The sequence below is a fragment of the Bradyrhizobium sp. CCBAU 11430 genome (genome assembly GCF_028128855.1).
Lineage (GTDB): Bacteria > Pseudomonadota > Alphaproteobacteria > Rhizobiales > Xanthobacteraceae > Bradyrhizobium > Bradyrhizobium ottawaense.
Window position 1 is genome coordinate 177,748 of sequence record NZ_LBJV01000071.1, and the last position, 13,344, is coordinate 191,091.

The 13,344-nt window shown below is 64.3% G+C and carries 11 protein-coding genes; all 11 read right to left on the reverse strand.

The window, feature by feature from the left end:
- Positions 1-128: 128 nt before the first annotated feature.
- The 11 genes from XI04_RS32040 to glmM all read right to left on the reverse strand — a co-directional run bounded on the left by XI04_RS32040 (position 129) and on the right by glmM (position 13,193).
- Complete coding sequence (locus XI04_RS32040; protein WP_028140512.1) at positions 129-2,102, reverse strand: methyl-accepting chemotaxis protein; 1,974 nt, start codon at positions 2,100-2,102, stop codon at positions 129-131.
- A 247-nt stretch (positions 2,103-2,349) separates the two neighbouring features.
- On the reverse strand, positions 2,350-3,522 hold the full coding sequence (locus XI04_RS32045) for a thiolase family protein (RefSeq protein WP_028140513.1): 1,173 nt from the start codon (positions 3,520-3,522) through the stop codon (positions 2,350-2,352).
- A gap of 234 nt (positions 3,523-3,756) precedes the next feature.
- Positions 3,757-5,346, reverse strand: coding sequence for a phosphoglycerate dehydrogenase (serA, locus tag XI04_RS32050; RefSeq protein WP_038947431.1), 1,590 nt, complete (start codon positions 5,344-5,346; stop codon positions 3,757-3,759).
- Between the two features lie 168 nt (positions 5,347-5,514).
- Positions 5,515-6,687, reverse strand: coding sequence for a phosphoserine transaminase (locus XI04_RS32055; RefSeq protein WP_212474913.1), 1,173 nt, complete (start codon positions 6,685-6,687; stop codon positions 5,515-5,517).
- A gap of 81 nt (positions 6,688-6,768) precedes the next feature.
- Positions 6,769-6,960, reverse strand: a complete 192-nt coding sequence (locus XI04_RS32060) for a hypothetical protein (protein WP_240536301.1) — start codon at positions 6,958-6,960, stop codon at positions 6,769-6,771.
- A gap of 172 nt (positions 6,961-7,132) precedes the next feature.
- Positions 7,133-7,597: a GNAT family N-acetyltransferase gene (locus XI04_RS32065; RefSeq protein WP_212474914.1), complete on the reverse strand. Its 465-nt coding sequence runs from the start codon at positions 7,595-7,597 to the stop codon at positions 7,133-7,135.
- A gap of 17 nt (positions 7,598-7,614) precedes the next feature.
- On the reverse strand, positions 7,615-8,205 hold the full coding sequence (locus tag XI04_RS32070) for a glutathione S-transferase family protein (protein WP_028140517.1): 591 nt from the start codon (positions 8,203-8,205) through the stop codon (positions 7,615-7,617).
- Positions 8,206-8,279: 74 nt separating this feature from the next.
- On the reverse strand, positions 8,280-9,089 hold the full coding sequence (locus tag XI04_RS32075) for an outer membrane protein (protein ID WP_038947435.1): 810 nt from the start codon (positions 9,087-9,089) through the stop codon (positions 8,280-8,282).
- A gap of 168 nt (positions 9,090-9,257) precedes the next feature.
- Positions 9,258-10,109 (reverse strand): outer membrane protein, encoded by an 852-nt coding sequence (locus tag XI04_RS32080; protein ID WP_244625847.1) that lies wholly within the window; start codon positions 10,107-10,109, stop codon positions 9,258-9,260.
- A gap of 226 nt (positions 10,110-10,335) precedes the next feature.
- The gene (locus XI04_RS32085) at positions 10,336-11,580 is read right to left on the reverse strand and encodes an MFS transporter (protein WP_173015920.1); all 1,245 of its coding nucleotides are present in this window, start codon (positions 11,578-11,580) and stop codon (positions 10,336-10,338) included.
- A gap of 269 nt (positions 11,581-11,849) precedes the next feature.
- Complete coding sequence (gene glmM / locus XI04_RS32090; RefSeq protein WP_028140521.1) at positions 11,850-13,193, reverse strand: phosphoglucosamine mutase; 1,344 nt, start codon at positions 13,191-13,193, stop codon at positions 11,850-11,852.
- Positions 13,194-13,344: the final 151 nt, after the last annotated feature.

The window sequence follows — 13,344 nt, forward strand, 5'->3', positions numbered from 1 at the left end:
TCGCCACAGGCGTCATGCCCGGGCTTGTCCCGGGCATCCACGTTCTAGGTACCGCAGGCAAGACGTGGATGGCCGGGACAAGCCCGGCCATGACGATGTGGAAGCATCGACGCGCTAGAACTCAGACATCACGCCGCGCGCACGGTGTCCAAGAACCTGCTCACCTCGATCTTCAGCCGGCTGCTGTCGTTCGACAGCGACTGCGCCGCGGACAGCACCTGCGAGGAGGCCGAGCCCGTCTCGGTCGCGCCCTGGCGCACGCTGCTGATGTTTGCGCTCACCTGCGTGGTGCCGGCGGCCGCGTTCTGGACGTTGCGCGAGATCTCGCCGGTCGCGGCGCCCTGCTCTTCCACGGCGGCAGCGATGGTGGAGGAGATCTCGGACAGCCGCTCGATGGTGCCGCCGATGGTCTTGATGGCGCCGACCGAATCCTCCGTCGCAACCTGGATGCTGGAAATCTGCTGACCAATGTCGCCGGTGGCCTTCGCGGTCTGCTCGGCCAGCGCCTTCACTTCCGAGGCGACCACCGCAAAGCCGCGCCCGGCTTCGCCGGCACGCGCGGCCTCGATGGTGGCGTTCAGCGCCAGCAAATTGGTCTGACCCGCGATGGCGCTGATGAGCTCGACCACGTCGCCGATGCGCGCAGCCGCTTTCGACAATTCGCTGACGCGGTCGTTGGTCTGCCCGGCCTGGCTGACGGCTTCGCCGGCCATGCGCGCGGAGGCCTGCACCTGGCGGCTGATCTCGTGGACGGAGGCGGTCAGCTCCTCCGCCGCGGAGGCCACCGACTGCACGTTGGTCGCGGCCTCTTCGGAGGCCGCCTCGACCAGCGTGGCAAGCTCGGTCGAGCGGCTGGCGGTTGTGGTCAGCGAGGTCGCCGACGCCTCGAGCTCGTTGGCGGCAGACGACACGGTCTCGACGATCTCGCCGATCGCGCCTTCGAAATCGTCGGCCATCCTGATCATGTCGGCGCGGCGGCGCTCGGCGGCAAGCTTGTCCTGCCTGATCTTCTCTTCCGCCTCTTCCTGCGCCTTCCGCTCGGCATTGACCTTGAACGTCTCGACGGCCTGCGCGATCTCGCCGATCTCGTCGGGACGGCCGAGCCCGGGCAGCACGATGGCGAAATTGCCGTTGGCGAGCTCGATCATCGCCGCGCGCATGGCCGACAGCGGCTTGGAAACCGAGCGGCCGATGAAGATGCCGAGGCCGAGCACGACGGATGCGATCAGCGCGATCGCAACGCCGATCCACCATTGGATGCTGTCGCGCTGGGCATCGTTCAGCCGGTCGGCTTCGGCGCGGATCTGGTCGACCGCTTGCGACACCTGCTCGATGACGGGCTCGACCGCGGAGAAGGCCTCCGACATCGCCTTGAGTTCGATTCCCAGAGCCAGCGCGGTCTCCATCCAGGCGAAGAAGTCACGCTGGTAATCGGCGAGCTTCTGGCGCAACTCGGCCTTCGCATCGGCGGGAATGGAGGGCTCGTCGAGGCCCGTCACAAACTCGGCCGCGCGCTTCTTCATGTCGTCGCCGTATCTGGCGTCGCGACGCAGCATGAAGTCCTTCTCGTGCCTTCGCATCATCAGCATGGTCACCTTGAGCGACGGATTCCGGAGCTCGCCGACCTTGGTCTCGATGTCGTGGACCGAGGCCCGCAAGCGGCCTTCGAGACCGGACTTTTCATCGAGTCCGAGCCGCTGTCTCTGCTCGACCACCGCGGCGAAACGGGTCTGATAGGTCTTCAGCGATGCGGTCATCGCGTCGATCCTCGCGACCAGCTCGGGCTTGCCGAGCCCTGAAATCCTGGCGCGAAGCTTCTCGATATCGAGCGAGACCTGCTGGCTGATCTCGGCCTGGCGCTGCGCCTTGGCCGGTTCGCTGCGCAAGAGGAAGTCCTTCTCGGCGCGGCGTCCCTCGAGCAGCTCGACGGCGATCCTGTTGTTCAGCTCGAAGATGGTGCGCGCCTTCTCGGCGGCGTCGCGATAGAACGCCATCGCGTTCTCGCCGTAGAGATGGATGCCGCCGATCAGGACGACACCGATGACGCCGATGACGCCGATCGCGGTGATCTTGTGGGTGAGACGAAGGGAGAGAAATCGCATCTTGGCTTCAAAAATCGGTTGTGGCTGATGCGAGTATGAAACGTCAGGGCGAGGAAACTACCGTTAATTTACCGGCACGTATGAATACGTACTTGTGCACGATACCCGTCATACGAGAGGTAACGAACTCCCCACGCCAGGTTTCTACTGGCATGTTATGCACGGTGAGATACACAGGCGCGGACAAAAAAACACGGCGCTCGTGGCGCCGTGCTGTCCTGTCTTCAAACGACGGTGGCGGTCCGGATCAGCTGTAGATCTCGAACAGGCCGGCGCCGCCCTGGCCGCCGCCGATGCACATCGTCACGACGCCCCACTTGGCCTTGCGGCGCGCGCCTTCCTGCAGCAGGTGGCCGGTGAGGCGGGCGCCGGTCATGCCGAAGGGATGGCCGATCGCGATCGAGCCGCCGTTGACGTTGTATTTGGCGGGATCGATGCCGAGCTGGTCGCGGCAGTACAGGCACTGGCTGGCGAAGGCTTCGTTGAGCTCCCACAGGTCGATGTCGTCGACCTTCAGGCCGGTGCGCTTGAGCAGCTTCGGAATTGCGAACACCGGGCCGATGCCCATTTCGTCGGGCTCGCAGCCCGCGGTCGCCCAGGCGACGAAGCGGCCGAGCGGCTTCAGGCCGCGCTTCTCGGCGTCCTTGGCTTCCATCAGCACCACGGCGGCGGCGCCGTCCGAGAGCTGGCTGGCATTGCCGGCGGTGACGAACTTGCCGGGACCCTTCACCGGCTCGAGCTTGGCGAGGCCTTCCATCGTGGTCTCGGGCCGGTTGCACTCGTCGCGATCGACGACATAGTCGACGATGCTCTCCGCCTTGGTCGCCTTGTCGACGACCTTCATCTTGGTCTTCATCGGGACGATCTCGTCCTTGTACTTGCCCGCCTGCTGCGACGCCGCCATGCGGCGCTGCGATTCCAGCGAGAACTCGTCCTGATATTCGCGGCTGAGCTTGTAGCGCTCGGCGACGATGTCGGCGGTGTCGATCATCGCCATGAAGATATCGGGCGCGACCTTGAGCAATTCAGGATCGATCGATTCCTTCGGGGTGCCGCCGCCCGGCATCGAGATGCTCTCGACCCCGCCGGCGACGATGCAGTCGGCGCCGTCCGAGCGGATCGAGTTGGCGGCCATCGCGATCGTCTGCAGTCCCGAGGAGCAGAACCGGTTCACCGAGACGCCGGCGGTGGTCTTCGGCAGGCCGGCGAGCAGCGCGGCCTGGCGGCCGATGTTGGGCGCGCCATGGGCGCAATTGCCGAGATAGCAGTCCTCGACATAATCCTTGTCGACGCCGGCGCGCTTCACCGCATGCTGGATGGCGTGGGCCGCGAGCGACATCGGCGGCGTGATGTTGAACCCGCCGCGGCCGGATTTTGCGAGGCCCGTGCGCGCATAGGAAACGATGACGGCTTCACGCATTGTTTTCTCCCTTGTCGAGCGATTTTGAACGGAGCGCTCTTTGAACGAGTTGTCCTGGCGCCATTGGTACACAAAGTTTGGCAGGCGCGGAAAATAAAAACGCCGCCTCCGGTGAGGAGGCGGCGTTGTTCCGCGGGTCGGAATTTGATGCATTCCGGGGCGGCTCGGAGAGCCGAACCCGGAATCTCGAACTTCCGGGTTCGATGCTTCGCATCTCCCCGGAATGACGGCCTCCTAGAACGTCAGCGCCTTGACCTGCTTGACCTGCGGCAGGGCCTGCACCTTGGCGAGCACCTCCGCCGGGACCGCGCCATCGACCTCGACCAGCGCGATAGCGTCGCCGCCCTGCTCGACGCGGCCGAGATGGAAGGTCGCGATGTTGATCTTGGCGTCGCCCAGCAGGCCAGCGAAACTGCCGATGAAGCCCGGCTTGTCCTCGTTGGTGACATAGATCATCGACTTGCCGAACTCGGCGTCGACGCGGATGCCCTTGATGTCGACCAGGCGCGGCTTGCCGTCGTGATAGACGGTGCCGGAGACCGAGCGCTCCTGGCGTTCGGTCGCGACCGTCACGGTGATCAGGCTCTCATAGTCGCTCTGGGCGGCACGCACGATCTCGTCCACCACCATGCCGCGCTCCTTGGCAACGACGGGCGCGGACACCACGTTGACCTCGCCCAGCATCGGCCGCAGCAGGCCCGACAGCACGGCGGAGGTGATCGCCTTGATCTTCATCTCGGCGACGTGGCCCTCATAGGTGATCTCGACCTTGAGGATGCCGGTCTCGGTGAGCTGGCCGGCGAACGAGCCGAGCTTCTCGGCGAGCGAGATGAACGGCTTCAGCTTCGGCGCTTCTTCCGCCGTGATCGAGGGGAAGTTGACCGCGTTCGAGATCGCGCCGGTGAGCAGGTAATCCGACATCTGCTCGGCGACCTGGAGCGCGACGTTCTCCTGCGCTTCGGTGGTGGAGGCGCCGAGATGCGGCGTGCAGATCACGTTGGGATGGCCGAACAGCACGTTGGCGTTCGCGGGCTCCTCGACGAAGACGTCGAACGCGGCGCCGGCAATGTGCTTGGAATTGAGTGCATCGACCACCGCCTGCTCGTCGACGAGACCGCCGCGCGCGCAGTTGATCAGGCGCACGCCCTTCTTCATCTTGGCGATTGCGGCAGCGTCGATGATGTTCTTCGTCTTCTCGGTCAGCGGCGTGTGCAGCGTGATGAAATCGGCGCGCTTGAGCAGGTCGTCGAGCTCGACCTTCTCGACGCCGATGTCCTTGGCGCGCTCCGGCGACAGGAACGGATCGAACGCGATCACCTTCATGCGCAGGCCGAGTGCGCGGTCGGCGACGATCGAGCCGATGTTGCCGCAGCCGACGACGCCGAGCACCTTGCCGGTGATCTCGACGCCCATGAAGCGATTCTTCTCCCACTTGCCGGCCTGGGTCGAGGCGTCGGCCTGCGGGATTTCGCGCGCGAGCGCCAGCATCAGGGTGACGGCATGCTCGGCGGTCGTGATCGAATTGCCGAACGGCGTGTTCATCACGATGATGCCCTTGGCCGTGGCGGCGGGGATCTCGACATTGTCGACGCCGATGCCGGCGCGGCCGATGACCTTGAGGTTGGTCGCCTTGTCGAGAATCTTTGCGGTCGCCTTCGTCGCGGAGCGGATCGCAAGGCCGTCGTAATTGCCGATGATCTCGGCGAGCTTGTCCTTGTCCTTGCCGAGATTGGGCTGGAAGTCGACCTCGACGCCGCGGTCTTTGAAGATCTGCACGGCAGCGGGCGAGAGCGCGTCGGAAATGAGAACTTTGGGTTTGGTCATGGGATGTGTCCTTCACACCCTCCCCTGGAGGGGGAGGGTCGGCGCGAAGCGCCGGGGTGGGGTGAAGCTGCGAATTCGAAATTCGCCAGTGCGCCGTGTGGAGAGATCACCCCACCCCGCCGCACCTGACGGTGCGTCGACCCTCCCCCTCCAGGGGAGGGTCAGAACTCAGGCCGCCTTGGCGAGCGTGGCCTTGGTCTCGGCAAAAGCCCAGTCGATCCACTGCGTCAGCAGCTCGACGTCCTTGGCCTCGACGGTGGCGCCGCACCAGATGCGCAGGCCGGCCGGCGCATCGCGATAATACGCGAAGTCGTAGCCGGCGCCTTCCTTCTCCACCAGCGCCACCAGCTTCTTGGAGAAGTCGGCTTGCGCATCCTCGGACAGCGAGGTGATGGCGGGATCGGTGAACTTCAGGCACACCGAGGTGTTGGAGCGGATCGAAGCGTCCTTGGCCAGGAAGTCGATCCAGGGCGTCTTCGCCTTCCAGTCGGCGAGCACCTTGGTGTTGGCGTCGGCACGCGCGATCAGCGCCTTGAGGCCGCCGATCGACTTGGCCCAGTTCAGCGCGTCGAGATAATCCTCGACGCAGAGCATCGACGGCGTATTGATGGTCTCGCCGACGAAGATGCCTTCATTGATCTTGCCGCCCTTGGTCATGCGGAAGATCTTCGGCAGCGGCCAGGCCGGCTTGTAGGTTTCCAGCCGTTCCACCGCACGGGGCGACAGGATCAGCATGCCGTGCGCGGCTTCGCCGCCGAGCGCCTTCTGCCAGGAGAAGGTGACGACATCGAGCTTGGCCCAGTCCAGCGGCTGCGCAAACGCGGCCGAGGTCGCATCGCAGATGGTCAGGCCTTCGCGGGCAGAGCTGATCCAGTCGGCGTTCGGCACGCGCACGCCCGACGTGGTGCCGTTCCAGGTGAAGACGACGTCGCTCTTGGGATCGACCTTGGCGAGGTCGGGGATCTCACCATAGGCTGCGTTGAGCTTGGTGACGTCCTTGAGCTTCAATTCCTTGACGATGTCGCTGACCCAGCCCTCGCCGAAGGATTCCCAGGCGAGCGTGGTGACGGGGCGCGCACCGAGCAGCGACCACAGCGCCATCTCGACCGCGCCGGTATCGGAGGCCGGCACGATGCCGATGCGATAATCGGCGGGCACCTCGAGCACTTCGCGCGTCAGATCGATCGCGAGCTTGAGCTTGGTCTTGCCGACCTTCGCGCGATGCGACCGGCCGAGTGCTGCGTCCTTGAGATTTTGGGCGTTCCAGCCGGGGCGCTTGGCGCAGGGGCCGGAGGAGAAATGCGGCACGTTCGGCCGCGAAGCGGGCTTCGCTACAGTCATAATATCTACCCTTCCAGATAGTCAGCCTCCCGTTGGGGGGAGGTGTCCCGCCGCGGCTGATACGGGAAACAGGAAGAGTCGTCAAGGAAGTTCCGGCGTCTCACGGCGGCGTGATGGTGCTTCCGGTGCGATATCAGGGGATTCGACGACCGCGAGCGCATTCAGCAAGTCCGTGGCCTCGCTGATCAATTGCGCGGCTCTGCGACGGCTGCCGACTTTCAAAATGCACTTGTCATTGGCCTGCACGACGTAATCGTTGCCGACCTTGATCATTGAATAGCTTGTCATCGAAATCCCCGAACCGACAGAGCCCGGTGTCTGACGCTGCCTAGCACCGTTCGTTCCCGGATCAACGTGAACGACGGCTGGGTAGTTTATCAGCTGTTAATATGAACAAGCGCGCGATCCGAATTCGCTGATCGCGCAAGGCTCGCGAGGAGCTGCCTCAAAAGCGGACAGTCATACCGAGGTGGCTCGCCGCGAATCCGAGCCGCTTGTAGAAGCGCTGCGCATCGACGCGGCTCGCATGCGTCAGCAACTCGACCAGACTGCAGCCGCGCGCTTTCGCTTCCGCGATCGCCCATTGCACCAACCGCTCGCCGATGCCGCGGCTGCGACAATCCGAAGCAACGCGAACGTCTTCGAGCAGGCCGCGCACGCCGCCTTGCGAGCTGATGCCCGGCAGGATCGCGAGTTGCAGGCAGCCGACCACCCTGCCCTCGCTCTCGGCAACCACGAGCGTGAGGTTCGGATCGCGCTCGACCCGCGCGAAGGCCTCGTAATAGGCGGCAGGCAACGGATCCTCGACGCGCTCGCGCGCGCGGCCCAGATGATCGTCGGCGAGCATCGCCACGATCGCTGGAACGTCGTCGCGGCGCGCGCGGCGAATGGAGACGGATTCGGCGTTCATGTCAGGCAACTCCAACCTCAGCGCGCCGGCGGGAGGCCGAGAAGCGCTTCGACCTCGCCGATCCAGCGGCGGAGAGCGGCATAGCGGCCGAGATCGAAGCCGCCTTCATGCGCCACGCGGGTATAGGCGAGCAGCGAGACGTCGGCGAGCGAAACCTCTTCACCGGCGAAGAAGCGGGAGGCCAAAAGATGCTGCTCCATGCGGTCGAGCGCCGCATAGCCGCGCTTGACCTTTTCGGGGTCGAGCTCGGATGCGTCCTTGCCGAGATAAACGAGGAGGAAGCGGCACACCGCGATATAGGGCTCGTGGCTGTACTGTTCCCAGAACAGCCATTCGTCCATCTTGGCCGCCATGAAGGCGTCGCGCGGGACGAGCGCGCTGTCGCGGGCGAGATAGCGGATGATGGCATTGGACTGCGCCAGCGTGCGGCCGTCGTCGAATGCGACGGTGGGCACCTGGCCGGCGCCGTTCATCTCAAGGAATTGCGGCGTGCGCGTCTCGCCCTTGCGCGTGTCGATCTCGATCCATTGGTAGGGCAATGCGAGCTTGTCGCAGACCCACTTCACCTTCAGACAATTGCCGGAATTGCTGTCGCCGTAGATCTTCATCGCTGCCGCCCCGCGTTGGAACGACAGAGCATCAGGACGGCGCGGAGCTGTCAACCGCGGCGTGCGCGGCTGCGTCAGAACTTGTAGCCGAGGCCGGCGCGGACGGTGTTGATACTGGTGTCGACCTGGGAAGTGAAGCGAATGTATTCCCACTCGGCGCGCATGAAGAGACCGCCGACGAGGTTGACGTCCACGCCCAGCCCCCCGCTGTAGCCGTAGATCAGATGATTGTGCTGCGCCTCGCTCGCGGAAACCGGCCCCAGAAGAACGCCGGCAGGCGTCACGAAATCCTGAGCGCTCACCGTGCGGACGATATCGGCATTGCCGAGCGCGAGCCCGCCGAACACGTAGGGCAGGAAGCATCCCCATGCATAACCGGCCCGGCCGCGAAACGTTGCCATGTCCTTGATCGCGATCGAAGCCGTCGAGCTCGCCGTCACCGTGTGCACGTTGCCGTCGGACAGCGTATTGCTGCGAGCTTCGCTGGCAGTGGTCGATCCGCCGAACTTACCGTGCAGGTAACTGGCCTCCAGGCCGATCACGACATCGTCCCATTGGGCATTGTAGCCCACGAAAGCACCATATCCGCTGCTGCGCTGAGAGGCCTTTCCGAGGCCGAGATTCCATTGCGAGACCTGCATCTCCTGCTCGATCAGGGTGTCTGCGAGCAGCGCCGCCATCATATTGCTGGTCGACCCGTTGAAATTCTCATCGGACGAGCCGTAGCCACCCTGCCCGCCGACATAGAAGCCTTGCCAGTTGACGCTGGACCTGGTGAGACCGTCGGTGAAGCTGCCGCGCAGGATGGGAAGATCGGGCATATCGGCCGCATGCGCGGCAGACACCGTCCCCAACATCGCCGCCGCCAACAAAAGGCCACGCATCGCAACGCTCCATCGAACTCGAACTTTCATCCGTGATCATGGCTCGTTAACCTTAACCAATGGTTGCGCCGGCCGCCTTCATCGCTACTCGCCATGAAAAATACGCAAAGCAAAACGGCGCGGGATGATCCCGCGCCGTTAAGAAGTCCTAACCGATCGAAGTGTCGATCAGCCCTTGGTGACAAGCGGCGGCGGCGGCATGTAGGCCGGCGCGCTGTCGAGATTCCAGCGCACGCCGAGCTTCAGGTCGTGCGAGGTGATATCCTTGAACTTGAAGACGTTGCCCGTGGTCCCACCGGTGTAGTCCGACAGGACACCGGTTTGTCCGGGGCCCAGGTCGACATAGCTGTAGGCGAGTTCGAGGACGAGATTGGGATTGACCTTATAGGCAAGACCGGCATGGGCCGCCCAGGCGAAATTCCACTTCGAGCCGGACGGCGCGCTCGCGAAGCTGGTATTTCCGACGGCGAGGTTGTTGATGCCCGTGTCGGTGAAGTTCGCGATCGAAACGCGTGCACCGCCGACGCCGGCGCCGATGAACGGCGTGATGCACCACCAGGTGCCCAGATCAACGTACGCGTTGGCCAAAACCAGCCATTCGGACTTGCTTGCGCTGTAATTGTCGATGCCGCTGTACGGCACGCCGCCCGCGGTCCCGGTGAAACGATCGGTGCCCTTGAAATTTGAATTGCCGCGATACTGCCCGGTCACGTCGGCACGGAACCAATTGTTGAACCGGTAGCCAACGCCCACGCCGTAGATGCCGGCCGCGTCGAACGAAGTCTGCTGATCGAACGAGGTGAGCTGCGAATAAGCCGACTCGCGACCGTAGCGCAGATCCTTCGTCTTCTGATTGCTGAAGCCGATGTCGCCGCGCAGATACCAGCCGCCGAAATCGGCGGGCGGGGCCGGCGGCGCGTACATGGGAGGGGGCGCCGCGATCGGCATATCGGCGGCGAATGCCATCGACGAGATCAGGGTTGCCGCACCCGCGGCAAGGAGAGACTTAACGCTACGCATTGGCTTCGTCCTTTTGGCCGGTGAGGCAAATACGCAGGCCTCACGTTCTGGAAACTCACGGAGCGGACGATGCCAGCAAATGTTTAAGCGCCACTTAACCCTAATTTTTAAGGTTGATTTTTCCTGACTGCTCGCGCGCATGGACGAGAAGCGTTGCAAAATTGCAGCGCCTCACGCCGCAATTGCTAACGATGTGTAAAGCCGCAGTGCAGCGGGAGAGAATCCGTTAACGCGCGTGCCGCGGCAGCTTGGGCAGGAACACCGCAAGCAGGCCGATCGCCGGCAGGTAGGCGCAGACCTGGTAGACGAACTCGATCGAGGTGTGGTCGGCGAGCTTGCCGAGCACGGCGGCGCCCAGGCCCCCGATGCCGAAGGCAACGCCGAAGAACACGCCGGAGATCATGCCGAATCTGTGCGGCACCAGCTCCTGCGCAAATACGATGATCGACGACGTCGTCGAGGAGATGATCAGGCCGATGATGACTGACAGCACCGCGCTGCCGATGAGCCCGGCATAGGGCAGCGCCAGCGTGAACGGCAGCGCGCCCAGGATAGAGATCCAGATCACGATCTTGCGGCCGAAGCGATCGCCCAGGGGACCGCCCAGAAACGCGCCGACCGCATTCGCCGCGAGGAAGATGAAGAGATAGATCTGCGCTGCCTGCGTCGACACGCCGAACCGGTCGATCAGGTAGAAGATGTAATAGCTCGACAGGCTCGAGACATAGAGCTGTTTTGAAAACAGCAGCGCGACCAGCACGAGCAGCGCAACGGCGACGCGGCGCGAGCTCGGCGCGTCGGGATGCGCCTGAACGGCCGCCGTCTTCTTCGCCTTGATCTGCGGCGCATACCAGCGGCCGATGCGCCAGAGGATGAGGATTGCGAGGAATGCGATCGAGGAGAACCAGGCGATGCTGCCCTGCCCGAACGGCACCACGATCAACGCTGCCAGCACCGGCCCCATCGAGGTGCCGAAGCTGCCGCCGAGCTGGAACACCGATTGCGCAAAACCGTAGCGGCCGCCGGAGGCGAGCCGCGCGATGCGCGCGGATTCGGGGTGAAACACCGCCGAGCCGAGACCGACCAGCGCGGCGGCGACGAGGATGACGAGATATTGGTGCGCGGCACTGAGCAGCAAGAGGCCGAAGAAGGTCGAGGCCATGCCGATCGCCAGCGAATAGGGCTGTGCCTTCTTGTCGGTGTAATGCCCGACCACCGGCTGCAGCAGCGAGGCCGTGAACTGAAAGGCGAGCGTGATCATGCCGATCTGCGCGAAGTCGAGCGCGTAGGTGTCCTTCAGGATCGGATACACCGAGGCGATCAGCGACTGCATGGTGTCGTTGAGGAAGTGCGAGAAGCTGATGCCGGCGAGCACGACATAGGCCGGCCCTGCCGTTTTGGCGGCGGGTGCCACGTCGACGACGACGGGCTCGGTCAGCGTTTCCTCTGAGACGACGACAGGCTTGTTCAATGCAGCGGTCCCGGCCGGCGCGGCGAACCGCCGCATCGGCTCATTACGATGCAAGCGGCGATGGAACCACCGTCAATCGCAAATGGCTGGAATGCGCGGGTCTTACCCTCCCCGCGAGTCCGATATCGGAGGGTGGGCAAAGGCGCCCTTGCGCCGTGCCCACCATCTTTCCGATACGGCGCCAGAATCGTGGGCACGCTGTCGCTTTGCCCACCCTACGATACTGCCCGTGGGGTGAGATCACCCTACCCGCTAGTGCTTGAAAGACCTCAGGCCGCCGCCTGGCCGAGTGCGAAGACGATGGTGTCGACGACGTCCTCGACCAGGATGCGGTCTTCGCCCTCGCCCATGACGCGGATCACCGGCTCGGTGCCGGAGGAGCGGATCAGGAGGCGGCCGTGGCCGTTGAGCCGTTTCTCGCCGTCGGAGATCGCCGACTTGACGTCGGAATCGTCGAGCGGCTTGCCGCCCTTGTGGCGGACGTTCTTGAGGATCTGCGGCAGCGGATCGAAGCGGTGGCAGACTTCCGACACGGGGCGGCGCAGCTTCTGCACCACCGCCAGCACCTGCAGCGCAGCGACAAAACCGTCGCCGGTGGTGGCGTAGTCGGACAGGATGATGTGGCCCGACTGCTCGCCGCCGAGATTGTAGCCGCCGTTCAGCATCTGCTCGAGCACGTAGCGGTCGCCGACCGGCGTGCGCACCAGATCGAGCCCCTGCCCTTTCAGGAAGCGCTCGAGCCCGAGATTGGACATCACGGTGGCGACGATGCCGGGACGCGACAGGCGGCCGTCTTCCTTCCAGCTCTGCGCGATCACCGCGAGCAACTGGTCGCCGTCGACCACATGACCGCGCTCGTCGACCAGGATGACGCGATCGGCGTCGCCGTCGAGCGCGATGCCGATGTCGGCGCGCATCTCGCGCACCTTCCGCGACAGCGCTTCCGGCGAGGTCGAGCCGCAATCCTTGTTGATGTTGAAGCCGTCGGGCTCGACGCCGATCGGCACGACGTCGGCGCCCAACTCCCACAGCGCTTCGGGCACCACCTTGTAGGCGGCGCCGTTGGCGCAATCGATCACGACGCGCAGGCCGTCGAGCGAGAGGTCTCGCGGCAACGTGCGCTTGGCGAATTCGATGTAGCGGTCATGCACGCCGTCGATGCGGCGGGCGCGGCCGAGGCTCGCGCTCTGTGCCAGCCGCTTGTCGATGGGCTCGTCGAGCAGCTGCTCGATCTGCCGCTCGACGTCGTCGGAGAGCTTGAAGCCCTGCGGGCCGAACAGCTTGATGCCGTTGTCCTCGAACAGATTGTGCGAGGCCGAGATCATGACGCCGAGATCGGCGCGCATCGACTTGGTCAGCATCGCAACCGCCGGCGTCGGCATCGGGCCGACCAGCAGCACGTCCATGCCGACCGAGGTGAAGCCGGCGACCATCGCGTATTCGATCATGTAGCCGGACAAGCGGGTGTCCTTGCCGATCACGACTCGGTGGCGGTGGTCACCGCGCTGAAACGCAAGGCCTGCGGCCTGGCCGACCTTGAGGGCGAGCTCCGGCGTGATCAGTCCGTTGGCGCGGCCCCGAATCCCGTCCGTCCCGAAATATTTGCGACTCATATCGTCCCCCAAGCAACAACCAGGGGATCCCCTTGACAACCACGGGCTGCCCGAACGGGGCCCGCATCCCTGATTTGCTAGGCGTGTTATAATGCCTGTGAGGCTAACTTGGCTTCAAAAAATATGATGAATCATTACGGAACCGGGGCGC

Bases quoted from the DNA above. Each gene is read 5' to 3' on its own strand.
- XI04_RS32045 (WP_028140513.1), bottom strand. From the start codon at position 3,522: ATGCGTGAAGCCGTCATCGTTTCCTATGCGCGCACGGGCCTCGCAAAA.
- glmM (WP_028140521.1), bottom strand. From the start codon at position 13,193: ATGAGTCGCAAATATTTCGGGACGGACGGGATTCGGGGCCGCGCCAAC.
- serA (WP_038947431.1), bottom strand. From the start codon at position 5,346: ATGACCAAACCCAAAGTTCTCATTTCCGACGCGCTCTCGCCCGCTGCC.
- XI04_RS32075 (WP_038947435.1), bottom strand. From the start codon at position 9,089: ATGCGTGGCCTTTTGTTGGCGGCGGCGATGTTGGGGACGGTGTCTGCC.
- XI04_RS32055 (WP_212474913.1), bottom strand. From the start codon at position 6,687: ATGACTGTAGCGAAGCCCGCTTCGCGGCCGAACGTGCCGCATTTCTCC.
- XI04_RS32070 (WP_028140517.1), bottom strand. From the start codon at position 8,205: ATGAAGATCTACGGCGACAGCAATTCCGGCAATTGTCTGAAGGTGAAG.
- XI04_RS32060 (WP_240536301.1), bottom strand. From the start codon at position 6,960: ATGATCAAGGTCGGCAACGATTACGTCGTGCAGGCCAATGACAAGTGC.
- XI04_RS32065 (WP_212474914.1), bottom strand. From the start codon at position 7,597: ATGAACGCCGAATCCGTCTCCATTCGCCGCGCGCGCCGCGACGACGTT.
- XI04_RS32040 (WP_028140512.1), bottom strand. From the start codon at position 2,102: ATGCGATTTCTCTCCCTTCGTCTCACCCACAAGATCACCGCGATCGGC.
- XI04_RS32080 (WP_244625847.1), bottom strand. From the start codon at position 10,109: ATGCGTAGCGTTAAGTCTCTCCTTGCCGCGGGTGCGGCAACCCTGATC.